Source organism: Vibrio sagamiensis NBRC 104589 (genome assembly GCF_007990935.1).
In the GTDB taxonomy this organism is placed as follows: domain Bacteria; phylum Pseudomonadota; class Gammaproteobacteria; order Enterobacterales; family Vibrionaceae; genus Vibrio; species Vibrio sagamiensis.
Map to the genome: position 1 here is coordinate 87030 of NZ_BJXJ01000008.1, position 26502 is coordinate 113531.

Below are 26502 nucleotides of genomic sequence, written 5' to 3' on the forward strand. Positions count from 1 at the left end.
GCTAGCAGAGTTAAGGTAATGTACTTTAGTGCTCAACTCAAAACCTAGCGACTATATTTCTTATTTCAAAGTTTTTTGAGCACAAATGTCAAAGCAGGATTTTAAATGAATTCTATATTACTAGTCGATGATAGTAAGACGGTTTTATGCTACATAAGTAGTGCATTGCAAAAACAAGGCTATGAGGTAATCACCGTTGACAACGGTGATGATGCGCTACAGACATTGAAAGATCGTGAAGATATTCAGTTTGTAATCAGTGATTTAATGATGCCTGGTATCAGTGGCGTTGAACTATGTCGCAAGCTCAAGTCTAATTTTTTATCACGCTATATTTTCTTCGTGTTGCTATCATCTAAAAATGACCAAAACTCAGTTATTAAAGGTATGGATTCTGGTGCTGATGACTTTATAGATAAAAAGACATCCGTTGGTGAACTTCAAGCGCGTATCAGGGCTGGATTCCGAACACTAAGTTTACATAATATGCTTATGGCTAGAAACCAAGAGCTTGATTCTGCTTATCAAATGATCCAAAAAGACTTAGATGCGGCGAGTGAACTTATGGAGCAGCTCCTCCCAACAGAAGAGCATATTCACTCTGCTAGATTTAATTACGCTTATTTACCGTGTTCTAAAATAGGAGGAGATATGCTCGGTTATATCGAGTTGGATGACGAACATGTGGCATTTTATCTCTTTGATGTTTCAGGGCATGGTATTTCAGCTGCTTTAATGGCTTTTTCAATACAGCAAACGCTATCCCAAAAAAACAAGACTGAATCTATCACATTAGATTGGAGTGAAGAAGGAACTCGAATTCGTCAACCTGAGGAAGTCGTGGAGCGACTAAATCGACGATACCAACAAAATTCACAAAGCCAAATCTACTTTACGATCGAATATGCGATCCTCAATACAAAAAAAGGTCAACTACAATATTGTACAGCAGGTCACCCTAAGTTTATTTGGCAAAAAAAATACGATAAGTTTGAGCAAATAGGAGATGATAATTTCATGGTTGGTATGTTAGAACCAATGATTTATCAGAGCGGTAGGTTACAAATGGAACCGAGGGATACGTTGTGGTTTTTTTCTGATGGTCTTTTGGAGGCGAGGAAAGATAAAAGCTTATTTGGAATGGATAGACTTATCATGGCCATTGAACGAGCCCAAGAAAAAAGCCACAAAAACCAAGCAAACGTTGTTTTGGAGGAAGTACAAAAGTGGCAAAATAAAGCGGAAATGGAAGATGATGTTAGCTTGCTGAGAGTTTCTTGGCTTGGGCCACAGGTACATACATTGGAGCGTCCCAAAAAACTGCGAATGGAGCGCTTATACTATGGCTCCCTCGAGAACTCTCGAATTGCGAGCAAAGATGTGGCGGTTTTTCTTAATGTGCAATCCATACCTTCTACTATTATACAAACAATAGAGCTTTGCATCGTTGAACTAATGAACAATGCTTTTATTCATTCATACCAAGAACAAGAAGAAAAGAAGATAGAATTAGTTTGTGAAGTCTTCAAAGATAGTGAACAAAAAGTTTTGATTAATGTAACTAACTTTGGAGAGCCTATCGAGGAGAGCCTTTTTTTGTCTTACATATCAAAAGAAATTCAAGCTCCCAATATATTTGATGAAACGAGTTGGTTACCTTCGGGAAGGGGACTTATGCTTATTACGCAAATGACAGATGATTTTTATTTTAGGACTAATAGTAGAGGTAACACATTCACCATAATTAAATTAATTCCAATATTATAGTTATAATTTATGGTAATTAAAATCTCTGTTAATTCACCCTTTATTGTAAATCTGTCACTTTTTTTATTCGCTTTATTTTCGTGTGTTTAATTTATAGTGATCTTGTAAAATCTTCACATAAATACAATCTGTTTGTTTAGTGAGCGGTTATCTTTTTTTCTATTTATTTTGCTTTAAGTCACTGTTTTTAAATACTATTATTTAATTTGACATTGCTAATTCATAACTTTTTTATTGTTTTATCATTATTATTTTTTTGTTATTTTTTTTATTAAATGCCTTTCATTTTAATATTTTTAAATAATTTACTTTCACTTTACTTTTTTTGCTGTGTTTTTTATTTTGATTTCAATATCAATAGTAGATGTTGATATTGAAATTTATTAAAACATGGACGAAATAGTGGGAATTAACGTGAATAATAAAAACATTAACCTTTGTAAGGTTAACACAAATAAATATAAGACATTAGGCCTAGCAGTACTTTGTGGTGGTATGCTTTTAAATCCTATTTCACAGGCAATGGCAGCCGCATTTTCTTCGAATGCAGTGGCTGAATCAGAAAGTCAATATTGGAGTAGTTATAAACTTGAAGTTCAAAATTCAGGTACAGAAAGTGCAGATCTGAGAAATGCTGTCATCGAGTTTGTACTACCAGAAGCAGTCAGTAATATTGGATGGACGTCTAATCATGTCTCTTATCCTTCATTATCTATTGAGCACACACCTACGCAAAGTGGTGTACTTCATTCTATAAAAGTTAATTTTCCACAAGGCTCATGGGTAGATTCGTCTCTAGATGGCGGTGAAAAGTTAGCAATGACACTTGCATTTGGTGGTCAAGTTACTGACTTAAAAAATTTAGAAGAATCGGTAGAGATAAAGCTAGATGGTGATGACGTTATCCCAACGCCTGATGTCACTTTAGAGATCTTATCTCCAACATCAAATTCGTTGATTTACGTTGGTTCAAATGTTGACATCCGAACAGATATAACTGGCGAAGGGGCAGACAAAGTTGAGTTTTGGGTGAATAATACCCGACTAGCACAGCAACCTGTTATCTCTGGTAAAACAGAATATCAGCAATCATGGATACCAACCGAACTAGGTGAAATTACGATTTCGGTTATCGCTTTTAATGCTGAAGGCGAAAAGTTAACTGAATCAAAAGTTCAAGTGTCTGTCGATTCAGATTCAGTGGCTTCTAATCCGCCAGTTATTGAGTTCCTTTCCCCAAGTATGGATTCGGCTTATCAAAAGGGTGACGTTGTCACGATTTCTGCCGGCGTAACAGACTCAGATGGTGATTTATCAACAGTTAAGATTTTAGCTAACGACGCTGAGGTTTGCCGCTTCGATGCCAAGGTTACTCAAGATTTTTCTTGTGATTGGTCTGCAAATCAAATTGGTACAGCAACGTTGCGTGTTGAAGCTAAAGATGAAGAATCGCATACTTCACAAAAGAGTTTGACTGTGACTGTAACAGAAACGAGCTCAAGCTGTGGCGACGTTGCTCCATACCAAGATGGCACTTCATACAATGTTGGCGATAAAGTCACTAATGTTGGTAATATTTATGAATGTACTATTTTTGGTTGGTGTGGCAACCCTGTTTGGACACCAGGAACAGGTCATCCAAGTTATCCAAATGCTTGGAAAGATGCATGGAACGAAGTGGGTGAGTGTGATCCAAATCCACTACCAGAAGTCCAAATTAACTCTCCATTTAATGGTCAAAAGATTGCTCCAAATCAGCCATTTGATGTTGTTATCGCAGCAACGGACGATACCGAAGTCACTCGAGTTGATGTGAAGCTAAATGGACAGGTTGTTGCATCGGAAAATGAGGCAAGTGAAGGGGATATCTTTACTGTTAACGTACCAGCCCAAGTGGAAGGTCAGTACACACTTCAAGCGGTTGCATTTGACGATCAAGGGGCAAGTTCAGAAACAGAATCAGTGTCTATTGCAATTACAGACAAAGATCTTGTGGTTTCTTTGACTTCACCTGCTGATGGTTCTCGTTTCTTTGAAGGTCGCGCAATCTCAATAAAAGCCGATGCAAAGAGCTATGAAGGAGACATCGATCATGTTGACTTTATGGCTAATGGCAAGGTGCTATTTAAAGACTCTGAAGCACCATTTGAATATGAGTGGTTAGGCGTCCAAGCTGGCGAATATCAAGTTTCAGCTAAGGCCGTGAATACTAACAATCAAACCCAAACTTCTGCGGTGTCGAACATTTTGGTGCGAGAAAGTACAGGCGGAGCAGGTTTAGCAAACAATCCAGACCGTTCGATCAGTTACTTGACTTCATGGGGATTGAATGACTTTGAAGAACTGAATAATTCAGAAGGTGATGGTTACTTATTGTCATTTGGTAAATGGGATTCACAAGGTAACATCACCATTTCTGATCAAATGGTTGAAGCTCCGGAGTACAACCCAGACTGGCTACGTTCTCAGTACCTTGCATGGACGACGTTGAAGCACAACAAAGAAAACGTCTCTATGATGGTTGCTTTTGGTGGGCAGAACTACGAAAGCATCTGGTCTGCAATTGGTACCGAACAAAGCCGTGAAGCTGTGGCGAATGGATTGGTTAAGTTAGTTAATACGCCATTCCCAGTATATAAGAAAAATCTTAAACCAGAGGAAGTGGTAGGTCAGTGTCTTGCTACAAATAGCAATGGTGACTGTGATTACTCTAAATATCAGCTTGCAGGTTACGTGCAAATTGATGGTTTAGACTTCGACTTTGAAAAAGCAGCACGTATCACCGACAAAGAGAATCAGGATCTTACGGCGTTGATCAAGCTGATTCGACAAAAAGTGGGTGATAGCAAGATCCTTTCATTAACCACCTACCATGTCGGTGCGGACCCAGTTGAATGTGCAAACTCAAATGTGTTTGAAAACTGTTCATTCATTGATGCTGGTGGTCGTTCAGGTCACCATGGTGAAATTATTGACCTTCTAAAAGAGACAAAAGACGACTTTGACTTCTTTAATGTAATGACTTACGACGCAGGAAAAGAGTTCTTGTATAAAGTTGCAATGAACAATTACGCAACCTACATTGGCGATAAATCTAAAATTGTTTTGGGTAATACAATTAACAAACAATGGGGGCCAAACGGCAGTTTTGTTGAAACAAGAGAAAACAACCTAGATCGTGCTAAATGGCAAAAAGATCAGGGTTATGGTGGCTTCTTTATGTGGACACTAGGTTCTAATTCGCAAAGCCTACCTATGGCTGAACAAGTTAGTTACTTTAATGACATGATCAGTGTAAGTAGATAACGATAGTAAATGAGATAGCGGAAGGCAGGTCATGCCTTTCGCTATATTTAAGCGTATGTATATTTCCCATATAAGTAATAATCTCATTCCTCTAATTGATTTTATTTATATTTACAATAGTAATATTTATTAAAATATTGATTTTATTGGTAGCGTCATGTCAAAAAGTAATTTAGCAAGAAATTCGGAATTAAAAACAAATCATATTAAAATGCCTGTACAATCATATGATAAATTTAGTAAGTGGATGCATTGGGTGATGGCCATTATTATTATTTATGCTACTGTGGCTGGCTATGCTATGTTATTTGTTATGGATCAACCGATGTTATTTCATACACTATCTATAATTAACATGTCCGTAGCTACAGTTGCTGCAGTCTTACTTTTATTTCGTTGGGTATGGTCATTTTTCCGAGTTGAGCCAGAATTACCAGATACAATTCCAACTGTGCAAAAGAAATTAGCAAAACTCGCGCATAGTGTAATATATCTAATTATGATGGTAGTTTTTGTTAGTGGTTTTCTAATGCTTACACACAGCTATGAGTTATTCTGGTTAATCTCTATTCCTAATCCTATATCTAACCCTGATATCAATCAGTTTTTCTTTATGGTACACCGAATTGCTTGTGCTCTGTTAGCTAGTTTGGTCTTTCTTCATATCTTGGCTGCTTTAAAACACCATTTTGTAAATAAAAATAATGTACTTAGAAGCATGGTTTCTTAGTGAGAAGATACCAATAATGAGCTTTTGATAGAACTCCGCTAAAACGTGGAGTTCTATTATCTCGACTCAGTGTTATCAGTGCTTGACTATCATTATTTTTTAAAAGTTAGTACCAGTGAAAGAGGTACTGTGTCTGAGATAGCAATATTACCAACAGTTGAAGAGAGCTTAGCTAAGTTTTCATTTGGTATACCAAAGTCATTAGCATTAATTATGATAGGGTGTATTGAACTTATCATTATGGTACCTGCAGCTTTAAACATTACAATAGGGAAATTCAAAGTTTTGGTGCTGCCAAATAAAGTGACATTAGCAGGAATTATCATTTTGTGAGACCCATCGGGCAGCTCTGCTAGTGCGATGCTCCCGGTAACAGTGACATTTGGGAATTTTTCAATTGAAAAAAATATCTCTTGTAAACGTGTGTTTCGGATAGTTACTCCAGTATCTATCCCTTTAATCCCTATAGTAAGTTCAAACTTTCCATTATTGTTTATCGATCCTTTCAGTGTATTCAGTGTTGCTGGTTCGACAATATACTGCTTTTTGATTGTTGCAAAACTAATACTAGAAAACTCAGATTCCAATTCATACTCAGTTGCTGAAAATACTTGACCTGATAATGTCATGAAAGCCAAACTGATCGATTTGATGATGCTTTTCATTATTTACTCCTTCAGTCATATTTAATCGTTTATAACGATCTAGTTCTACAAGGTCACACCGATTTAAAACGTAATGAGTAAAGGAAAATAATGACGACTTGTCAGTAACTAAATAGAACATCTGTGGGCTTGATCTAAAACAGTTTTGCTAAAATCACTTTAAACGAGGAGTAAAAATAAAAGTTATGAAGAGTAGGTTAGAAGATTAAGTTAAGACCCAGTAGAGCTACTGGGTCTTGAAATTTTGGTTAAAAACCTATTTATTTTAATCGCTGAACTGGACCGTTATGCATTGGTATAGGTGCACGAAGAGACGTTTGATTTGCTGGATAACGTTGGTGATGTACTACCCATAATTGGTTCTTACTACTGCTAGTACCATTGTTGTCTGTCCAGATTTTGACTTTGTTACTCTCTCGATATGCATCGACTTTTAAATTAGGGAAGCCCGCTGGTTTAATGTATCTAAACCAGTCCTCTGATCTATTGTATTTAGAGAATTCCCAACGCATATTTGGATCATCGGCATCACACTCTGATAGTACAATAGAGCCCCCTCTATAGCGTTGAGAGTTTGACCAGCAATAGTTCCAATTCTTTTTGTTATGAATCATCTGTGTTTGGGCTGACCAGAACCAACTTTGTCGAGGATCTTGGTAATTACAAGAGGCTTGAACCAGCATACTACCAGCGCCTGGTGTTGGTTCATCGTAGCTAATACAACGATCGGTGAATTCATTTTCTAGAGCGTAGTAATGAACGTCTTTGTAAACGAATGAGTCACCATCATAATGGCCTTGTTTATCAGCATACTTAGGCTCTTTCACTTCTGAAGCATTAGGATACCAAACCTCATCACTTCTTAAATCTAGACGAATAGTGCCTTTAAAGTGCTGCTCTCCTTCATTATGTTTTAATTCAACTGCTAGCCATGGAGGGTTTTTACTGAATACAATGTCCGTATATTGTGATACATCACGACTAAGGTCTTGTCTAATTGTTGGCGCCGTTACTTGTGGTATTTTACGACCATTTGGTAAAGTAATATACCTCTGTCCCCCCCAGCGGTGGGTATGGCCAGTGAGTAATAGGACAACATTATACTCTTGTATTAGGTTAATAAAACGATCTCTATCAGTTTTTTTCCAATCACGATGGTTTGCTGGCATATGGAACATCAAGACTACTTTTTTACCGCTATTACCAACATTAAGATCAAGCTCGGATTGCAGAAAGTCTAATTGATTATAATTTTTTACATCGCCAAATACTGTAGGATTACCTGAAGAAAATACGCCAGTTCCTAAAGCAACAAAATGAATATCATCGACATCCCATGAGTACATTGCACCGCCTCTGCGATAGCTCAAGCGTCTGTAGTCTCTTTCACGATCAATATAATCTATGATATCTCCTGGAGCTGCTGCCCCGGACGTTGTCTCATCATGGTTACCAATTGTTTCATAGGCTTTGCCTTTTAAACCGTAAAAGTTAACGACGTCTTTCCAGAAACGGAATTCCCAACCAGTGATGCTGGCATCATGAGCATTTTGTGTCATGTCTCCACCGACGAGTAGCCCAAAAATTGGGGTAGGTGTATGTTGACTGGATCGAAGCTCTCCAAATATGCCAGACAAACGATCTTGTGTTAAATAATTAGGAGTACCTAACTTGGTGGCAAATTGTGGATCGGCTGTAAATAGAAATCTTGTTCGAGAATCTCTTGCACTTTTTGTGTTGTCTAGAGGACTTTCATTAGCAAAAGCGTGGCTCCCTAGGCTCAAAGAGATGAGTAATGTGCCGATAGTACGGGCTAATTGAGTTTTGTTTATCATACCGTCTTCCTTATATTTAATTCCAACCAACTAGGTATATTTTTCAAATATCGTTATTTCCGAAGATATAATTGGATAGGCAATAAATGAAGTTAAGCATTAATGCTATTACTAGTGATTGAATTGTTATTTGTTTTTTTAGACTAGCTGAAATGATTAAAAAAAACTAATTAAATATATATTTTTATTACTAGTTACAATAACTTTTGTTTTTTTATGTTTAGCTTTTTAATTTACATCAAAATTGCTTAAAAAGAACGGTAAATAACCAATATTCACTTTTTACTATGGTTAAATTAGTTCGCTTCGGTTTTTATAAAAAATCATAGTGATTTAAGAGGTCAATATCATTACGTTGGTAATGTGTTTGAGTGTATATTGGCTGTGTGGGAAAATAACCAATATTGAAGTTTTTAATATAAATAATGAAAATATAAAGATCTATTTCCTCTATTTTTTATCTAAGGTTACTACTTTAAAATGTATTAATCGTAATTATATCTGAAATAGCTACATTACTTGAATTTTGGCTTATCAAGGGTATTCCGAGTTAAATATCATAGTTCTCAGGTGAATAAAGAAAAATTGCGATGACTTGTTCGTAATTACAAAGGCATCAGTGATCTTGTTCTAATGAAGTATTCCTGAAGTCATTCAAAATAGTGAGTAGATCAAGTAGAAGAGTAGATTAAGACCCAATAGAGATATTGGGCCTTGACGTTTTGGGAATAAACTTTACTTTAATCGCTGAACCGGGCCATTATGCATTGGTATCGGTGCACGTAAAGACATTTGATTCGCTGGATAACGTTGATGATCCGCCGACCAAAGCTGGTTGTTACCACCGTGAGCAGAGTAAATTTTGACCTTGTTTGTATCTCGATAAGCATCAACCATAAAGCCAGAAAATCCCTCAGGCTTAATGTATCTTAACCAGTCATGTTTTGTATCGTATTTAGTGTACTCCCAACGCATCTCAGGATTATTAGTATCACATTCAGAAAGTACAATAGAGCCGCCACTATAACGTTGAGAGTTTGACCAGCAATAGTTCCAATTCATTTTGTTATGAATCATCTTTGTTTGAGCTGACCAGAACCAATTTTGTCTTGGGTCTTGTTTATTACATGAGGTTTGAACCAGCATACTTCCAGCACCTGGCGTTGGTTCATTGTAGCTAATACATTGATCGGTCAAATCATTTTCTAGGTTATAATAATGAACGTCTTTATAAGCAAACCAGTAACGACCATATTGGCCTTGTTTTTCAGTGTAGCTAGGCTCTCTTACTTCTGAAGAACTAGGGTACCAAATTTCATCGGTTCTTAAATCCAGATCAATATTGCCTTTAAAGTGTTGCTCTCCTTCATTATGTTTTAATTCGACTTCTAACCACGGGGAGCTTTTACGAAGTTTAATATCTGTGTATTTCGCTCCTTCAGGGGCAAGATCATATCTCGTAGTTGGTGCCGTCACTTGTGGTATTTTACGACCATTTGGTAAAGTGATGTATTTGTGTCCTTCCCAACGGTGGGTATGGCCAGTGAGTAATAAAACAACGTTATATTCTTGTATTAGGTTAATAAAACGATCTCTATCAGCTTCATTCCAATCACGATGGTTTGCTGGCATATGGAACATTAAGACCACTTTCTTATTGCTATTTCCAACATTAACGTCGAGATCGGATTGTAGAAAATCTAATTGATTGTAATTTTTTACATCGCCATATATGGTAGGATTGCCTGAGGAAAATACTCCAGTACCTAAAGCAACAAAGTGAGTATCATCGACATCCCATGAGTACAACCCACCTTGTCTGCGATAGCTTAGACGCCTATGTTCTCTTTCACGATCAATATATTTTACAATGTCTCCTGGAGCTGCTGCCCCTGATGTTGTCTCATCATGGTTACCAATGGTCTCATAGGCTTTGCCTTTTAAACCGTAGTAGTTGACGACATCTTTCCAGAAACGGAACTCCCAGCCAACAAAGCTAGTGTCATGAGCGTTTTGCGTCATATCCCCACCGACGAGCAGCCCAAAAATTGGGTTAGGGGTATTTTGACTGTATCGAAGCTCTGCAAACATACCAGCTAAGCGATCTTGCGTTTGATGATTTGTATCCCCTTGTTTGGTATTAAATTGAGGGTCGGCAGTAAATAGAAATCTTGTCAGAGAGTTACTAGTACTTTTTGTGTTATTAAGAGAGTTTTCGTTAGCAAATGCATGGTTACCTATGCTCAAAGACATGAGCAATGTACCAACGGTGCACGCTAATTGAGTTTTGTTTATCATACTATCTTTCTTATGTTAAATTTCAACCAGCTAGATTCACATTAAAGTCTCGTTATTTTAGGTTGAGCCGATTTGAATAAACACCAAATGATGTTTCATCATTAGTGCGTTTCCTAGTGATTGAACGGTTATTCGGTTTTTTAAAACTATCTATATTCATTATTAAAAACCACTTAAATCTATAAATTTCAACTTAATTCAAAATAATATTGAATTTATTCTACTTGAGGTCTTTTCACATACAATGACACTAAGATTGATTAATCAAAGAACGATAAATAACCATAAATAGCTTGCTACTACAGCTAAATTTGTTTTGCTCTATTTGTTAAAAACTCATGACGATTTTTCTTTCTACTGCGATAATAGGCAGATGCCTATTTTTGTACTAAGCGAAGTTAAATGAAGTTTATCCACACGTCAGACTGGCACCTTGGCCGACAGTTTCACAATGTCTCTTTGCTCGATGACCAAAAAGCCGTACTTGAACAATTTATTGATTACATAGCGGCAAACCCTGTTGATGCCTTGATTGTAGCGGGGGACATATACGATCGTTCGGTGCCGCCGACATCCGCGATAGAATTACTGAATCATACGGTTAAGAAGATTTGTGGTGAGCTCAACACACCGATGATTATGATTCCCGGTAACCATGATGGTGCCGAGCGCCTAGGATTTGGCGCAGAACAAATGAGTAAGGCAGGTTTGCATATTATCAGTAACTTCGATGATATGCTGACTCCTGTTGTGATCAATACTCCATCGGCAGGAGATGTGGCGTTTTATGGCTTGCCTTACAATGATCCAGAACACGTTCGTTTTACTTTTAAACAGCCAATCTCGACGCACGATGAAGCTCATCAGTTTTTAGCGAATCATATTAAGCAGCAGTTTCAACCTAGCCAGCGCAATATATTGATCAGTCACTGCTTTGTTGATGGAGCGATCGCGTCTGAATCAGAACGGCCACTTTCAATCGGGGGGGCTGATCGAGTGAGTCATGCGCATTTTGAGGGGTTTGATTACGTTGCTTTGGGCCACCTTCATCAACCACAAAGAAAGGGTGAGGAGTATATTCGTTATTCTGGCTCACTGATGAAATACAGTTTTGGGGAGCAAAAGCACAAGAAAGGCTTTACCTTGGTTGAGTTAGATCATAATGGCTTTGTCTGTGCAGAACATATTGAGCTCACCGCTCCTCATGAAATGAGAATCATCGAAGGTGATTTGAATCAGGTCTTAGAGCTGGGGAAAACCGACCCTAAAAATCATGACTATTTGCTGGTTCGGTTGATGGATAAACATGCGATTTTAAATCCAATGGATAAATTACGAGCCGTGTATCCGAATGTCTTACACCTTGAGAAACCGGGTATGCTTATCGGAGTCAATCAACCCCTTTCACAAGCTAAATTAGCACGAAGTGAAATAGACATGTTTCGTGACTTCTTTTCTGAAGCTCAAGAAATCGATCTTTCCCAAGATCAAGAAGCAGCGATCAGTCAAATTATCAATCAGCTTTCTCATCATCGCTCGAATAATAACAAAGGTAGCTTATGAAACCGCTCAAACTGACCATGCAAGCCTTTGGGCCATTTGCTAAAACAGAAACCATTGAGTTCGATAAATTAGGTACTAATCCATTATTTTTGATCAACGGTCCAACAGGTTCCGGAAAAACATCCATTCTCGATGCGATTTGTTTCGCGTTATATGGTGAAACGACGGGTAATGAGCGCCAAGGCATGCAGATGCGTAGTGATATGGCTGCTGCATCTTTAATGACCAAGGTGGAGTTGGAATTTGTGCTGAACGGTAAATGTTACCGAGTGACCCGTAATCCAGAGCAGGAAGCTCCCAAGGCACGTGGCGAAGGGATGACCGTACGCAAACATAATGCGGCTCTGTATGACATTACCGATGAAGAGCAGTTGATCACCAGTAAAACGACGCAAGTGAAAACTGAAATCGTAGACATTATTGGTTTGAATGAAGTTCAATTTCGTCAAGTGATGGTGTTACCACAGGGTAAATTCCGTGAGTTGTTACTGGCAAGCTCTAGAGAGCGAGAAGAGATCTTCGGCCAACTGTTCCAGACCGACATTTATAAAAAAATAGAATATGCTTTAAAAGATAAAGCTGGGGCGATCAGTAAGGCAAAAGTGGATTTTGATAATCAAATTCGCGGAGCACTTCAAGTGGCAGCGGTATCCTCAGAAGATGAATTACGAGAGCAAGCAGAGAGTGCTTCTGTACAACTTGAATCATCAAACGCAAAAGAACAAGAAGCTTTGGCTCAGCTCAACCGTTTAAAAACAGATTTACAAAAAGCACAAGCAATTAGCCGTGACTTTGCGAAACGTGACCAAGCCGAAGTGTTATTGAATCAGCATCTACAGCAAGAAATACACATTGCTGAACGAAAATTGCAGTTAGACAGAGCCTACAAAGCGAACCAAATTGAACTTCCTTTCATTAACTTACAGAAATCAAAGCAGCAGGTCGATGAACTGACAGCAAAAGTCACGTCTTTTACACAAACGCTGAGCTCGGCAGAAAACATCATGGCCAGTAAGGAAGCAGACTGTCAAAAAGCAAAAGAGCAAGCAAAACAGATTCCGGCTTTAACTGATCAGCAGTACCAATTGGACAGCATGAAAAGTCAGTGGGCAGAAAAAATCGCATTAGACAAAACGATTGCTGAGACCATTGAAACGCAAAAAAAGCTACAAGATAAACAGGTTCAATATGTTGCGCTAAAAAACAAATTAATGCTGGAAGCGCAACAAGGTCAGCAAGAGCTTGAAAAAGCACGTCTTGATGTTGCAAATATTGCGACTGTTGAAGCTGAGATTCAACAACAACAGCGCTTACTGCAAGATTTACAAAAACGAGATGATATACGCCAATCCTTAAGTTCACTAGAGGCATTAACTCAAAGTAAACAAGACAGCGTAGCTAAGGCACAGTCTGCTTATCAACAGCATCAACAATTAGCCAATGAACGTGAACTTAGTTGGCATAATGCTCAGGCTGCGATCCTTGCGCAGCGATTACAGATCGGTGAAATGTGCCCGGTGTGTGGCAGTAAGGAGCATCCCAAGCCAGCTCAATTTACTCACGAGGAAATCACTAAAGAGCAAGTCCAACAAGCTCGTCAGAAAGAGAGCATGGCGCAAGCTGAGTTCAATCAATTGAATAACCAATTGGAGCAGCACCATATTGCTATTTCTCAGTATCAACTACAACTCAATAAGATGCTCGAAGAGTTAGGACAACATGCTCAGGCCGAACTGAACAATGTCCAACAAAGTTTGCAACAACGGTTTAATCTCAAGCAGACCTTGGCCTCTATTGATCTTCAACAAATAGAAAGTCATGTAAAGACATTGCAGCAACGTTGTGAAGATGGCGAAGGAAAAATTAAGGTACTTAACGATCAAGTGGTAGCCAATGAATCCATGCTCACTGTTAAACAAGATCAGCGCGCGAGTGTGATGGCAAAACTGGGGGATAAATTTTCATCTATTGAACAACTCGATCTGGAATTGAACCGATTGAGTAAGTTGCTGATTGAATTACAGGCGCGATTAGACCAAGCGCAATCCCAGTTTCAGCAGGCGACACTTCAAAAAGCACAAGCAGAGAGTCAGAAACACACGCATCAAGACTTACTCAAACAGGCTGTCGCGGCTTATGAATTAGCGCAGACAGACTGGGAAAGTGCTTTACATAACAGTATGTTCTCAGGTCAAGAGCAATTTTTAGCCAGTAAAGTACCTGAGCAAGAGATGCAGTCTTGGCTCGCAGAAGTCGAAACCTTTAAGCAAGAACATATCAAGCTAGCGCAAACACTGGCAGATTTAAATCAATCGCTTAAAGAGACAGACAAGCCTGACTTAGAAGCTCTGAATACGCAATTAGATCAAGTTCAAGAAACTTACACTCACTCAAGGGAGCAGTTGGATAAGACGCGTTCACTGTTTGAGCGTTTAGAAAAAGTGCGCAGTAATATTGTTGAACTGCATGCGAAGAATCTCAAACTTGAGGAAGAGTATAAAATATATGGCACTCTGTTTGATGTCGCCAGTGGCAAAACCGGGAGCCGAATCAGTCTGCACCGTTTTGTTTTAGGCGTTCTATTAGATGATGTTCTTATCCAAGCGTCGCAGCGATTGAGTTTGATGAGCAAAGGTCGCTATGTTTTAGCCAGAAAAACTCAAGGGTTTAAAGGTATTGCTGGGCGAGGGTTAGACTTAGTGGTTGAGGATAGCTATAGCGCAAAAACGCGAGATGTTGCAACCTTGTCAGGTGGGGAGTCATTCATGGCGGCTTTAGCATTAGCGCTGGGTTTATCAGATGTGGTGCAATCTTACAGCGGTGGCATTCGTTTAGACACGCTTTTTATCGATGAAGGGTTTGGTAGCCTAGACCCCGATTCGCTTGATCTTGCAATTCAGACTTTAGTCGATTTACAACAGACAGGTCGAATGATTGGTGTGATCTCTCATGTTGCTGAACTTAAAGAGCAGATGCGTCAAAGGATAGATGTTGAAGCGTCAAGGTTGGGCTCTAAGGTTAAAATACACTCTACTTTGCTCAGCTAGCTTCTTTTCCTCCTGAGTTAATCGAAGATGACTTGGGAGGAATCAAAGTGGCACTGAGTCCTCCTCATATGTGCAATTTCAATTCCTCATTTGTATCTATTTCTTTTTTTGATGTTTTTTTTGATTTAAAAACCAAATAATTATAATGATTTTTTTCTAAAATGTTTGAAATTAATATGAATTCAATAGGATTTTAAATGAAAATATCACTTGAGTCACATTTATAAACATATATTAAAAATACAAAACTAACACTGCTATCAATAATATGATGTTAGAAATATAATTTTTTCTGTTTTCTATTACGCATTGTTAGTCAATGCGTGTGTTGATGTGGTCAACCTAATCTTAGTATTAGGCCCACCTAAATCGATTTACAGTTTTAGTCTCATCATGTCGATTGATATTAAAGTAAATCAAGACAGAAAAGGTAATAGGATGAAGCATAAGTCATTATATCTTGCAGTAGCACTAGGCCTAGGTAGTTTCTCAAATGTTGTATCAGCGAGTGAAATGGTAAACCCTGATGGCGGTGTTGTCGTTGGTTATTGGCATAACTGGTGTGACGGCACTGGTTATCAAGGAGGTAATGCTCCATGCATTACGTTGGATGAAGTTGATCCTATGTACAATGTCGTAAACGTCTCTTTTATGAAAGTCTACGATACAAGCGAAGGCCGAATCCCAACATTTAAGTTTAATCCTGGAGTGGGTTCGAGCGAAGAGGAGTTTATTGCTCAGATTGAAGAAATCAATGCTCAAGGTCGCGCAGTATTGATTGCTTTAGGTGGTGCAGATGCACACGTTGAATTAAAAGCCGGTGATGAAGAAGCATTCGCTCAAGAAATCATCCGTGTTACAGATAAATACGGCTTTGATGGTCTTGATATTGACCTTGAGCAATCCGCGATCACTGCAGCCGATAACCAAACTGTGATCCCTGCAGCTTTGCTCCTAGTGAAAGAGCACTACCAGCAGCAGGGTAAAAATTTCCTGATCACTATGGCACCTGAGTTTCCTTACTTAAAGAAAGGAGACAAATATATCCCTTACCTAACGACACTCGAAGGGGAGTATGACTGGATTAACCCACAATTTTATAATCAAGGTGGAGACGGTATCTGGGTTGATGGTGTGGGCTGGATTGCACAAAATAACGATACATTAAAAGAAGAGTTCATTTACTACATCTCTGATTCTCTATCAAATGGTACGCGTGGTTTCCATAAAATACCTAATGACAAACTCGTTTTTGGTATTCCATCAAATATTGATGCAGCGGCCACAGGTTATTTGAACAACCCAGAAGACCTATATCGTGCTTTTGATCGTTTAAAATCACAAGGTCAAGCGTTACGTGGTGTCATGACATGGTCTATTAACTGGGATATGGGTACGAACGCTGCAGGCCAAGCTTACGGTGAAAAATTCATCAAAAACTATGGCCCGTTTGTACATGGTCAAACACCACCTCAACCAAGCGAAGGCAAACCTGTTCTAAATGGTCTGTCAGATGTACGTGTTCGATTTGGCTCGATGTTTGATGCTTATGCTGGCGTTAGCGCAACCGATAAAGAGGACGGTAATCTAACTAATAGTATCCATATTGAAGGCACAGTTGACACTAATACTCTTGGCACTTATGTTTTGGTTTATAGTGTAAAAGACAGTGATAACAACGAGACAAAACAGAGTCGTACCGTTGAGGTTTACAGCTTAGCGCCTGAATTTGAAGGTATTTTTGATGCTAAAGTGAAACTTGGTGATGCGTTCGATCCAATGACTGGCGTAAAAGCGATTGATGCAGAAGACGGCGATCTTACTGACCAAATTCGTATCCAAGGGACTGTTGATGTCAACGTGCTAGGTTCATACACATTAACTTACCGAGTAACAGACAGTTCAAATCAAACGTCAACTGCTTATCGAACAGTGAACGTAGTATCTGGTGATAACGAAGTTTGTGCAGCAGCTTGGGACAAAACTGCAATTTACCTCGGAGGCGATCAAGTTTCTCACAATGGCTTAACGTGGCAAGCTGGCTGGTGGACTAAAGGTGATGAGCCAGGTACAACAGGCGAGGAGGGGGTATGGAGAAAAGCCAGTGATGAAAGCTGTGGCCCAACTCCAGCTCCTGAGTTCGACTTTGAAGTATCTGGCCTTAAAAACCAATACACGCTAGATAATGGCATGGTAGAGCTTAGCGTAACATTTGTTAGCTCAGAATCAGCATCTGTTACTGTCGCAGTTAAAGACCAGACGAACGCTGCTGTTTACCAGCAAAGCATCGCAGTGAGTGGCGAAGAGCGCGTAACCATCACTCTGGATGATATCGAAGCCGGTAACTTTAAGTTTGAAGCTACTGCGACGTCAGAAAACGGTGAAGAAGAAAGAATCACTCGAAGCTTTAAGGTAGAAGAGGAATCTTCAAACCCGAGTCAGTACCCTGATTATGAAGCAGGTAAAAACTATGCCGCAGGTGACATTGTAACAGGTACTGATGGTAATGCTTACCAATGTAAACCTTGGCCTTACACAGGTTGGTGTGCAAATGCTGCTTACGCACCAGGTGAGTCACAATTCTGGGCAGATGCTTGGGATAAATTGTAATCACCTTGATTTAGGTTTTTAGAGCTTGGCTTTTAAAATGGTTAGTTTCTGAATAATTAACTTTTAAAGATTGAGTTTTGAAGACTTACCTTAATCGGCGTACACACTCACTAAATGGGTGTGTACGTTTTTTATACGTTAATCGCAGTATTATTCAAAAAATAGCGCACTTTTCTGCAATCTTTAGCAAAGATACAACAGTAAGATCAACCAATTCTTACGATTATTGCTCTGATGTGACTTAGGTTATTCAGGGAAATATAAAATAAACAATAGGAATCATGTTGTATTTTTCTCATATAATAAAAGCGCTCAAATGGTCCATTCCGGTTACCACAGCCTATATACCACTGGGTATACCTTTTTAGATATTGATGTGACAACCGCGCCTTACGGACTGCCTCAGATAGGTGCTGCCATGGTTGTTGCGGTACTCTATTTGTGCTGCAAAAATATTTTAATCGCAATTGTGGGAGGGTTGATGGCTCACTTAATCATCGTTAACTATGACTTTTTAATAAGTTGCCTATAGCTCTAGGGTTATAGCCGTAATACTTTTTAATAAGACGAGTGAAATGAGCTTGATCAGAATAGCCAAAATCATAGGCGACCTTTTGTATTTCTTGCTGTTTTAATAATTCACGGAATGCTGTCTCCAACTTAAGCTGCATAAAAAAATGATAGGGTGTGATGCCATATAGCCTTTTGAATTTTTTGATAAAGTAGTGTTCTGATAAGTTCATTTTTTGAGCCAGTTCAGGAATTTTCAGCTTTTCTCGGACTTTGTCTTTCATGATTCTGATTTCAAAAGGCAAGTCGAGGGAAACATCAGATGATTTAGAAGAGGTGAAAGAGGCATAGTTGACAAGGGTTTGCAGGAAACGCCAGCCTTCATCTGAGAGAGCTTGGTACTGAGAGGTATCGGCCCGTAATAAATCAAAAAAGCGTTGAAATATCTGGTTTAATGAACGGTCAAAAATAGGTGAACTGTCGAAGACTGGGTATTGCGTATTCTCTGGGTTGTTGAGTTTCATCACTTGAAGCATCTGTGCTGGAGAAACTTTTATATTTTTAATAGAGAGTGGCTTATCCCCAACGCCTTCGCCATGCTGAACCGTCGCTGGGTTAAGAAGGCAAAATTGCCCTTCATGATAGAATCGGGTTGAATCACCAAGTTGAAGTTTCAAAATACCAGAGGTAACGAAAGTGATGTCATAATCAAGGTGTAAATGAGGCGTACACTTTTGCTCAAGGCTCTCCACTTTGGAGGTGATAATTTCTGGGAAAATCGGATTTATTTTGAAATCAGAATATTTTAGCGTACTCATCATGTCCTTATATACTTCAGTAGGCCGTTATTAATTTAAAGAGGCATTATTGATCACTAAATTGGGTATAGGATGTTAATACTCTACGAATGCTAACCTTGAGTGACGCTGTCACAATTTTAATGTCAGCCCTAAAACTTAAGTGCAAATTGCATAACCGAAACTTTATCAGTATACCCTTGTGACCTCAAGATGATTGGGTATAATTTCATATTAAACATGCCTTTATTTGCTATGTTGGGTTAGTGTTAGCTTTGCTGGCTGGTTTACGCAAGAGGTAGGTTAGAGCTTACTGTGCCACTGAGCAAAAAAATAAAATGACATTGGTTGAACCATATACCACACTACACAGTAATATTTTTTTGAATGTTTTTAGGTTATGTAATGAAATATCTAAGAGTACTTTCCTGCGCTTTTCTTACCACTTTATTTGGCTGTACATCGGTGCCAAAAGGGGTTGAACCTGTCAAAAACTTTGAGCTACAAGCTTATTTTGGTAAGTGGTATGAAATTGCTCGTCTCGATCATTCTTTTGAACGTGGTTTGACACAAGTCAGTGCTGAATATCAACCACAAGCAGATGGCGGTATTGCTGTGATCAATCGCGGTTATTCCAATGAAGATCAGCAATGGACTCAGGCTGAAGGTAAGGCCTACTTTGTTGATGCAGAAGACGTAGGTCATTTAAAAGTATCGTTTTTTGGTCCTTTTTACTCATCTTATATTGTGTTTGAACAGGGTGAGGATTACGCCTTTATCTCTGGTTACAACCATGATTATCTTTGGTTACTGGCGAGAACCCCAACAGTAGACAGTGCTATCGTTGAACGCTTTAAGCAGGTGGCATCGGAAAAAGGTTTTAACGTCGATCAATTGATTTTTGTGGAGCAACGTTAATAAGCCAGTCAGAGCTCTCCCAAGCTAAAGGAGGCTAATCTTTAGCCTCTCCACGATGTTACGCTGGTATTGTTTTTACCATTTAAATAGGCCAATTTTATTCAGCTTGGTGATGTTCTTCCCCCATGCTTTTTCAGTATATTTCACATCCATTATTGCCAATACTTTAGTACTATTTAATCTCAGATTACTTTTGATAAGGATAACAATATGTCATTATTCAGCCGGAATATATCTATGAGTCGTGTAACAACGATAAATAATATGATCAAGGATAGTGCATCCGATAAGGTTTTTGGTAAGAATGTAAGTAAGATCAAGCTCTTGCCTGAGGGTAAGATTCGGAATTATGGGATAGAAACAGTCTCTAAAATGCAAAAGTACATCAAAAAGTACGGTACTGGTAACGGTAATGAGAATCAAACGAAGAAGGCTAAAGAGATGCTAACACTTCTTGGTGAATGGCGTGTCGGTATCAAAGAGCAAGCTTATGTGCCCGATAAAATTCAGAGCTCTGGTAAGGGTGGGGCTAAATTTGAGGGTACAAACCCATATGCTGGTGGTATGTAGTTGAGTTTTTAATACATATGGTTTAATTATAGTATCGGTTTGTTGTAAAACTGAAGATAAATCTGAGGCGCCAATTTAGGCGCCTCAGTTTTATTTTAAAATAACGGTTACGAATAGGTGTGCTATGAGAACGTTTCAACAGTCTACACTATCAGTGCCAAGTGCACATCGATGTATACAAAGCTCGCCAGGTCAATGGAATTTGCCTCTTGAGCATTGTTTATTTGGTGTTCCTCAAAATGATGCCTTTGGATGGACTGCATTGAATCAAATGCCTAATCAACTGAAAGGCATTTACTTCTATCTTGGAGGGGAGTGCGTCCAGCTTGTCTCTGATTTTGTAAATTCGTATTACCCGCAACATATTGAGAAGCTTGTCATAGGCAACTCTTCTTTTGCGATTGGCAAACACCAAAATTATACCGAGCTGGTTAACAAAGTGAGTGTTGCTCGATTCCCTAATTTAAAGATACTTGATTTAGGGGTTTGGCAGCTATTTAGTAACTCGCACTGTATGTACGGGCAGCTTGGTGATATCACAAAAATTCTCAACAATAGCCCAAAAATAGAACGACTCGGCCTATACGGCAATTTTGAGCTTACAGAAGCGGTGAACTTTGAGTGCCTCAAGAGTATTACGGTAACGTTGGAGGATTTCGTGACAGGTTCGAATGGCGGCTTCATAAGCCATTCTACACTGAACAAATTGCTTGAATCAGATTATCCAGCCTTGGAAGAAGCGTATATAGATTTGAACTGTGACGACGATCAGTACGGCTATCGTTTCCCCGATACATTTCTTGAAGGAAAAAATCTGCCAAAGTTAAAAAAGCTAGAAATAACAGGTGGCTTTTTGAATGGCGAAAAAGAACGATTACTGCAAAGTCCTATAGGGATGAGAAATGATCTCATATATCACCTAGAGGATATCACTTGACTCACGATTAAAAGCTTAACGGCATACCATCACTTCCGCTATTAAATCAGTAAAAACGCAATGAAAGAGTGTGGTAGCTTATAGATAATTGAAGTGACCGCGCTGCTTACGATTTAATGCATAATGTAGCGTTTATAGAATAAGGATGATGAATGGCTTTAGTTAACGCTTTTTACCAAATTAGAGAAGATGGTACTAAACTTGTTAATTACCAAAGGGTTCTTAATTTTCATAGTGAAATCTGTGAAGTCATTGCCAATTACCCTTGGGAAAGAGAACTTAAATTGTCTATAGAGCTCGAGGAAGGAAGTGGATTAGTTTTCTCAATCGGTGATATGGATGGTATACATGCTTCCTATGAGTTTACACCTGTCGAGGTGGATAAAGGAGTTTTGTCACTGGATGTGGTATTGAAGCCTGGTTTTCTTGGGATTTTTGGTCGTAAAAAGGTTTCAGTAGACTTTGATGTTGTTTCTATTACAGAAGCTAAACAACATATCAAACAACTCTTTGAATACTCGATCGAGTCAATATACCAAAAATATCGCAAGTAACATCCAGCGAAAAAAAAGCCGAACACTTTGCGTGCCTCAAATCATTTGTGCTAAAAGCCCCTCAGAATGAGCAATATCCAGATACTCATGGTCATGAGCTTTCTATATAGAATAGCTGTGATTTGAAGGTTGATTAATATCTCTCGTTTAGTGGGATACTAATCAACATATTCACAGAAGATGCTTAATCAGGCAACGAATGATGAATCGACAACTTTAATTGTCGAGTGTTAGGAATAAACCTAATAAGAACTTCTCACCCTATTTTTATTCATAATGTAATGATCTATATTGCTTAATTACAAATTATTACATCTAATTATATGTCGTGAGAGGCTGTTTTACTTGCAAAGGTGAGATTACTTTGGGTATTAGAGCGTCCTTGCTCAGCGGCTTTTTTGTACCAGTATGCGGCTCTAATATTGTCTTGAGCGACGCCTTGCCCTTTTTCACACATATTTCCCAGAGTAAATTGAGCTTCCATATGGCCCTGTTCTGCGGCCTTTTTTAACCAAGTTACCGCTTGAATATCGTCTTGTTCCACGCCGTCCCCTTCTTTGTACATTATACCAAGGGTAAATTGAGCGTTGTTATTTCCTTGTTCTGCATCATCCAAATAATCACTCGGATTTTTTTCATTCTGACTATTATATTCAGCCAAAGTTGAATAGGCCATTGCTGAAGCTATCATTGAAATTATCACAAAAATTGAAGTTAACATTTTTATCTCTTTGGTATCATTTTTAATTATTTGTATTATGTTTCGACTTTTGGTTACCCAAATACTATTGAAACGGTGCCTCACTGACTTAGTGGGTAATTATATCAATTTCCTGCTTTTTATTGTTACTGAAAGCATATGCAAAATAACTATCTTGAAGTGCATATACCTAAAAGAACGATAATGACTTCAAGTGTCACCTAGATGCTTGTCGTCTATTATTGAGTCATATTTAAATTAATATTAATGTAATGCGGCTATTAATACTCATTCATTTAATCTATTAGCTATTTAGAGGAATATTGAGCGTGAAGATATCGTTTGCCATAAATAGATGGTGTGTTTAGAGATTTGATAAAGAGTTTTTTGTCAATATTACTATTATGTTTTCGGAGAGGAAATGAGCGGGTATAAGAAGCTATTTGAATGCGTGAGATCTAATTTTACCTGTCATCTCACGGCTATTCGTATAGATGAACAGGTAAAGTATTGCTAATAGGGTGGTTTCGAGACTAATTCTTAGCAGTATTTTGATGATCCAGCAAGACCTGTGCGCATAATGTACAGAAAACCATGTGTATGTTAGGTTCAGTATTGCGCTGTTCACTACTTAACAAGGCATTACGTTGAGTTCGGTATTTATTGATAGAAAGAAATATGGTTAAGAGCCAGAGTGTTATAGAGTTTATTTTAGATTGCACATATAAAAAGAGCACAAATAAAAAAATAAATTTCCAACTGTATTTATGCTCTTGATTCGACACAAGCTTATTGTAGACAGCCAGGACAAGCAGGATTACAACAAATTTCGCAACAATCGATTACATTTCCATCTTCATCAGTTTGCTTAGAGAAAGAACAGTCTTCGCCGGTTTTTATATTATCAATAGAAGCTTTACTTTCACTCATTTCGACTTGAGGAAGCTGTGAAGCTTTATCCTCAACGGTTTGACAGAAAGCAGTTGGTGAAAGTAATAAAATTAAAGTTAAAAGTAGTGTTTTCATCAGTGCAGCTCCTTTTATGGGTTGTTGTTCCATGTTGCCCTAATGCAGTTTTGGATACCGTGATCATATGCATGCTGTTGCATTTTAGTCCTGTATTAAGTTAAGTGTTTATGGGAGTAAAATTTGGTGGTAGCGTTGTTCGTATTCAATTCGAGTATTGTTTTACAAGTTTCTTACGTAGGCCCATTTCAGAATATAAACCGTTATATATATGGTCATGATCTGAGTTAACTCGCAGCATCGGAAGCCAATAACTATCAAAGGATATGTCAACAAGCTTTAATGTTTGACGCTATCGTGAACCCAAATTAAACCATCTCTTGATATTTAACTCAATATCATAACCTTTTTCTTGTTCAGACAATTATGGCTATCTTTTTTGTTTGTAATGTGAAGTTCATAATATAGCTCTATAAGATGAGCAAAGATTTAACACCCTCCATCAATGAGTAATAATCTTGAAATCACAATAATGGTGAAGTGTGCTGCTGTATGATAGATTACTCAAAAGGGTGTCAGATACTAGGGCAAGAGATACGAAATAATGTCAGAAAAATATATGTTGAGAGCATTGGAAATTTCAAAAAATGCGTTACCTGATTGTACTCCTAACCCACCTGTCGGTTGTGTGTTAGTAAAAGGCAATACAGTGGTCTCCGAGGGCTATACACAGGCTATTGGTGGAAATCATGCAGAGGTACAAGCATTAAATGCTTATGATGGATCTCTTGACGATGTTGTTGCTTATGTCACTTTAGAGCCTTGCTCTTTTGTCGGTCGAACTCCAGCTTGTGCAAACACACTAGTGGAATCGGGTATAAAACATATCGTCGTTTCAATGCTTGACCCAGATGTACGTAACAGTGGTAAAGGTATTGTGATATTAGAGCAGGGTGGTGTTAAGGTGGATATTGGCCTTTGTTCTGAGCAAGTGAGTGGCTTTCTAGCACAGTATTTGGGTAAATCGTAAAGTGACGCTATATGGAAATCAAAGAATACAGTGATGATCTTTTGGTCGCGGTAAGTGAGTTGTATTTGAACACAAGGATTTTTACATTTACTTGGATCGATACTCATGATTATCAGCTTTCAGATTTTAGACGCGATACTGAAGGTGAACGTGTTTTAGTGGCTGTTGCTGGTGGAGAGGTATTAGGGTTTATATCGATTTGGGAACCAGAGAACTTTATACACCATTTATATATCTCGAATAAACACCAGGGAAAAAGTATAGGTACTCAGTTGTTAGAAAAGGCTAAGTATTTATATCGTAGTTTGACCTTAAAATGTATAATAGAGAATGAAAGAGCAATAGGCTTCTATGAATCAAAGGGCTTTATTAGAGCTCAAAAGGGTACTGTTAGCTTGGGCGATTATTATATCATGGAATTCAATTCTCATACCTAACAAGTTTAAAGTACCTTTTTAATTCGGTGTAAGCCGTTTGAAATATTGTCACTAAAAAGCTATTGTCCAAACGATTACCCACCGAATATTTTACCCGTGGTATTTTCTATCTCAAAAATACCACGAATCATGTCAAGCTGATTGGTTCAAAGTATCTTATATACTGAGTTAATCTTCTATCCTGAGGAATAATGAACAACTGTTCGTTATAAACAATGGCATTACCAGAGGAAATTAAGATTAATTTGGCAGCAGCTCCCAAGCATCTTGCCATGCAATACCAAACCCAGGTTCATAGTAAAGTGCAGAATCAATGTTACACCATCCACCATTAGGGTTGGGTAAACAGCGGTAGCTGCCACCATCACGCCCTCGTACTACCGTTATACCAGGCTTATAATCACCTAACCCTTCAGGGTACACATAAAAAGAGTTCCCACCTTTATCAGATTCAGGCTTAACTGAAGTTTCTATCCATGCCTGTTCCCACACCTGACCAACTCCTGGCTCGTAATATGATGGACTTTCATTACACAAATTTCCTTGTAAGCACTCATACACTTTTTGGGTTATTTCTGAAAAAGCGAGAGAACCCACAGCCCATTTTTGTTGTCCATTTACTACTTGTTCGGGATTATAATGAGTATAGCCATGGTCATTACTTGGATGGTAACTTCCTAAATCGACGGCATATGTTGCTTTAATAACCGACTCATCTGGTACATCCTTTATAAAACGACAACTTTTATCGCCTTTTCCTGTTAAGTAAACGCCTTTACCTCCATATGCCGCACATTGACCTTTTTCATCGATATCCCAATCATTGTTAGCGCCTTGTCCATTAAAAGAGCTTTCAGTACTAAACTCTCGAAGTGTCGAATTGCTATCTTCTATTTTCCAACTTACACCAACACGGCCATTAACATAAATATCGTGCACAATTTTTTTTCTTCCGCAGATTTCACCGTGTGCACCATCTTTGAGGTTTATTTTCTCATTAGTAGTGGCAACAATACCACTGTCATTAATATATTGATTAATGGTAACAGCTATTTCTTTATCTATGGGGGTCAGCAAGTTAATGCAGGCTTCTTGTTTTGCCGTTCCCCAACCACTTGCGTGAACAGCTGACGATGATAATGCAATTAAAGTCATCAAAAGAAGTTTTTTATTGTCAAATTTCATAGAAAATTACTTATTTATTGCGCAATTATTGCGCGGTTATAGGGAAGGTACTTATACTGGTAACCTGCATATATGAC

Annotated in this window: 19 protein-coding genes; 12 read left to right on the forward strand and 7 right to left on the reverse strand. The window is 38.4% G+C overall.

What is annotated here, in order from left to right:
* The first annotated feature begins 105 nt into the window (after positions 1 to 105).
* The 3 genes from VSA01S_RS05570 (at position 106) to VSA01S_RS05580 (ending at position 5803) form a co-directional block, all read left to right on the forward strand.
* Positions 106 to 1767: a SpoIIE family protein phosphatase gene (locus VSA01S_RS05570; protein WP_039982046.1), complete on the forward strand. Its 1662-nt coding sequence runs from the start codon at positions 106 to 108 to the stop codon at positions 1765 to 1767.
* 414 nt (positions 1768 to 2181) lie between these two features.
* Positions 2182 to 5073 (forward strand): Ig-like domain-containing protein, encoded by a 2892-nt coding sequence (locus tag VSA01S_RS05575; RefSeq protein WP_443098117.1) that lies wholly within the window; start codon positions 2182 to 2184, stop codon positions 5071 to 5073.
* 211 nt (positions 5074 to 5284) lie between these two features.
* Positions 5285 to 5803 (forward strand): cytochrome b, encoded by a 519-nt coding sequence (locus tag VSA01S_RS05580; RefSeq protein WP_102857656.1) that lies wholly within the window; start codon positions 5285 to 5287, stop codon positions 5801 to 5803.
* 92 nt (positions 5804 to 5895) lie between these two features.
* On the opposite strand, the gene VSA01S_RS05585 is transcribed toward VSA01S_RS05580, so the two are convergent.
* From VSA01S_RS05585 to VSA01S_RS05595, 3 genes are all read right to left on the reverse strand, one after another.
* Positions 5896 to 6468 carry a YceI family protein gene (locus VSA01S_RS05585; protein WP_039982040.1) on the reverse strand — a complete coding sequence of 191 codons (573 nt, stop codon included), beginning with the start codon at positions 6466 to 6468 and terminating at the stop codon, positions 5896 to 5898.
* A 260-nt stretch (positions 6469 to 6728) separates the two neighbouring features.
* Positions 6729 to 8303 carry a ricin-type beta-trefoil lectin domain protein gene (locus tag VSA01S_RS05590; protein ID WP_039982038.1) on the reverse strand — a complete coding sequence of 525 codons (1575 nt, stop codon included), beginning with the start codon at positions 8301 to 8303 and terminating at the stop codon, positions 6729 to 6731.
* Between the two features lie 735 nt (positions 8304 to 9038).
* Complete coding sequence (locus VSA01S_RS05595) at positions 9039 to 10601, reverse strand: ricin-type beta-trefoil lectin domain protein (protein ID WP_039982344.1); 1563 nt, start codon at positions 10599 to 10601, stop codon at positions 9039 to 9041.
* Between the two features lie 402 nt (positions 10602 to 11003).
* Here VSA01S_RS05595 and VSA01S_RS05600 point away from each other — a divergent pair, with 402 nt between their 5' ends.
* The 3 genes from VSA01S_RS05600 (at position 11004) to VSA01S_RS05610 (ending at position 17821) form a co-directional block, all read left to right on the forward strand.
* Positions 11004 to 12164, forward strand: a complete 1161-nt coding sequence (locus VSA01S_RS05600) for an exonuclease SbcCD subunit D (protein ID WP_050567403.1) — start codon at positions 11004 to 11006, stop codon at positions 12162 to 12164.
* The gene (locus VSA01S_RS05605; RefSeq protein WP_039982343.1) at positions 12161 to 15211 is read left to right on the forward strand and encodes an AAA family ATPase; all 3051 of its coding nucleotides are present in this window, start codon (positions 12161 to 12163) and stop codon (positions 15209 to 15211) included. Before VSA01S_RS05600 ends, VSA01S_RS05605 begins: the two co-directional genes overlap by 4 nt.
* 438 nt (positions 15212 to 15649) lie before the next feature.
* A complete protein-coding gene (locus VSA01S_RS05610; protein WP_039982342.1) occupies positions 15650 to 17821 on the forward strand; it encodes an immunoglobulin-like domain-containing protein in 2172 nt (723 codons plus the stop codon).
* A gap of 500 nt (positions 17822 to 18321) precedes the next feature.
* Here VSA01S_RS05610 and VSA01S_RS05615 read toward each other — a convergent pair whose 3' ends face one another.
* Positions 18322 to 19152 carry an AraC family transcriptional regulator gene (locus tag VSA01S_RS05615; protein ID WP_083932294.1) on the reverse strand — a complete coding sequence of 277 codons (831 nt, stop codon included), beginning with the start codon at positions 19150 to 19152 and terminating at the stop codon, positions 18322 to 18324.
* Positions 19153 to 19533: 381 nt separating this feature from the next.
* Here VSA01S_RS05615 and VSA01S_RS05620 point away from each other — a divergent pair, with 381 nt between their 5' ends.
* The 4 genes from VSA01S_RS05620 to VSA01S_RS05635 all read left to right on the forward strand — a co-directional run bounded on the left by VSA01S_RS05620 (position 19534) and on the right by VSA01S_RS05635 (position 22107).
* A complete protein-coding gene (locus VSA01S_RS05620; RefSeq protein WP_039982340.1) occupies positions 19534 to 20046 on the forward strand; it encodes a lipocalin family protein in 513 nt (170 codons plus the stop codon).
* A 237-nt stretch (positions 20047 to 20283) separates the two neighbouring features.
* Entirely contained in the window at positions 20284 to 20616 is a 333-nt protein-coding gene (locus VSA01S_RS05625) for a hypothetical protein (protein WP_145993899.1), read from the forward strand.
* A 124-nt stretch (positions 20617 to 20740) separates the two neighbouring features.
* Entirely contained in the window at positions 20741 to 21553 is an 813-nt protein-coding gene (locus tag VSA01S_RS05630) for a hypothetical protein (RefSeq protein ID WP_039982338.1), read from the forward strand.
* Positions 21554 to 21705: 152 nt separating this feature from the next.
* Positions 21706 to 22107, forward strand: a complete 402-nt coding sequence (locus tag VSA01S_RS05635; RefSeq protein ID WP_039982336.1) for a hypothetical protein — start codon at positions 21706 to 21708, stop codon at positions 22105 to 22107.
* A gap of 319 nt (positions 22108 to 22426) precedes the next feature.
* Here VSA01S_RS05635 and VSA01S_RS05640 read toward each other — a convergent pair whose 3' ends face one another.
* Together VSA01S_RS05640 and VSA01S_RS05645 are read right to left on the reverse strand one after the other, a co-directional pair.
* Positions 22427 to 22828, reverse strand: a complete 402-nt coding sequence (locus tag VSA01S_RS05640) for a tetratricopeptide repeat protein (RefSeq protein ID WP_050567402.1) — start codon at positions 22826 to 22828, stop codon at positions 22427 to 22429.
* Positions 22829 to 23596: 768 nt separating this feature from the next.
* Complete coding sequence (locus tag VSA01S_RS05645; protein ID WP_039982334.1) at positions 23597 to 23833, reverse strand: ST-I family heat-stable enterotoxin; 237 nt, start codon at positions 23831 to 23833, stop codon at positions 23597 to 23599.
* A 544-nt stretch (positions 23834 to 24377) separates the two neighbouring features.
* On the opposite strand from VSA01S_RS05645, the gene VSA01S_RS05650 reads away from it, so the two are divergent.
* A complete protein-coding gene (locus VSA01S_RS05650; RefSeq protein WP_039982331.1) occupies positions 24378 to 24803 on the forward strand; it encodes a bifunctional diaminohydroxyphosphoribosylaminopyrimidine deaminase/5-amino-6-(5-phosphoribosylamino)uracil reductase RibD in 426 nt (141 codons plus the stop codon).
* Between the two features lie 11 nt (positions 24804 to 24814).
* Positions 24815 to 25240, forward strand: coding sequence for a GNAT family N-acetyltransferase (locus VSA01S_RS05655; protein ID WP_039982330.1), 426 nt, complete (start codon positions 24815 to 24817; stop codon positions 25238 to 25240).
* Positions 25241 to 25480: 240 nt separating this feature from the next.
* Here the strand turns inward: VSA01S_RS05655 and VSA01S_RS20460 are convergent, their stop codons facing one another.
* Positions 25481 to 26425, reverse strand: coding sequence for a hypothetical protein (locus tag VSA01S_RS20460; RefSeq protein WP_039982328.1), 945 nt, complete (start codon positions 26423 to 26425; stop codon positions 25481 to 25483).
* Positions 26426 to 26502 lie beyond the last annotated feature (77 nt).

Bases quoted from the DNA above. Each gene is read 5' to 3' on its own strand.
- VSA01S_RS05570 (WP_039982046.1), top strand. From the start codon at position 106: ATGAATTCTATATTACTAGTCGATGATAGTAAGACGGTTTTATGCTAC.
- VSA01S_RS05580 (WP_102857656.1), top strand. From the start codon at position 5,285: ATGCCTGTACAATCATATGATAAATTTAGTAAGTGGATGCATTGGGTG.
- VSA01S_RS05585 (WP_039982040.1), bottom strand. From the start codon at position 6,468: ATGAAAAGCATCATCAAATCGATCAGTTTGGCTTTCATGACATTATCA.
- VSA01S_RS05590 (WP_039982038.1), bottom strand. From the start codon at position 8,303: ATGATAAACAAAACTCAATTAGCCCGTACTATCGGCACATTACTCATC.
- VSA01S_RS05595 (WP_039982344.1), bottom strand. From the start codon at position 10,601: ATGATAAACAAAACTCAATTAGCGTGCACCGTTGGTACATTGCTCATG.
- VSA01S_RS05600 (WP_050567403.1), top strand. From the start codon at position 11,004: ATGAAGTTTATCCACACGTCAGACTGGCACCTTGGCCGACAGTTTCAC.
- VSA01S_RS05605 (WP_039982343.1), top strand. From the start codon at position 12,161: ATGAAACCGCTCAAACTGACCATGCAAGCCTTTGGGCCATTTGCTAAA.
- VSA01S_RS05610 (WP_039982342.1), top strand. From the start codon at position 15,650: ATGAAGCATAAGTCATTATATCTTGCAGTAGCACTAGGCCTAGGTAGT.
- VSA01S_RS05615 (WP_083932294.1), bottom strand. From the start codon at position 19,152: ATGATGAGTACGCTAAAATATTCTGATTTCAAAATAAATCCGATTTTC.
- VSA01S_RS05620 (WP_039982340.1), top strand. From the start codon at position 19,534: ATGAAATATCTAAGAGTACTTTCCTGCGCTTTTCTTACCACTTTATTT.
- VSA01S_RS05625 (WP_145993899.1), top strand. From the start codon at position 20,284: ATGAGTCGTGTAACAACGATAAATAATATGATCAAGGATAGTGCATCC.
- VSA01S_RS05630 (WP_039982338.1), top strand. From the start codon at position 20,741: ATGAGAACGTTTCAACAGTCTACACTATCAGTGCCAAGTGCACATCGA.
- VSA01S_RS05635 (WP_039982336.1), top strand. From the start codon at position 21,706: ATGGCTTTAGTTAACGCTTTTTACCAAATTAGAGAAGATGGTACTAAA.
- VSA01S_RS05640 (WP_050567402.1), bottom strand. From the start codon at position 22,828: ATGTTAACTTCAATTTTTGTGATAATTTCAATGATAGCTTCAGCAATG.
- VSA01S_RS05645 (WP_039982334.1), bottom strand. From the start codon at position 23,833: ATGAAAACACTACTTTTAACTTTAATTTTATTACTTTCACCAACTGCT.
- VSA01S_RS05650 (WP_039982331.1), top strand. From the start codon at position 24,378: ATGTCAGAAAAATATATGTTGAGAGCATTGGAAATTTCAAAAAATGCG.
- VSA01S_RS05655 (WP_039982330.1), top strand. From the start codon at position 24,815: ATGGAAATCAAAGAATACAGTGATGATCTTTTGGTCGCGGTAAGTGAG.
- VSA01S_RS20460 (WP_039982328.1), bottom strand. From the start codon at position 26,425: ATGAAATTTGACAATAAAAAACTTCTTTTGATGACTTTAATTGCATTA.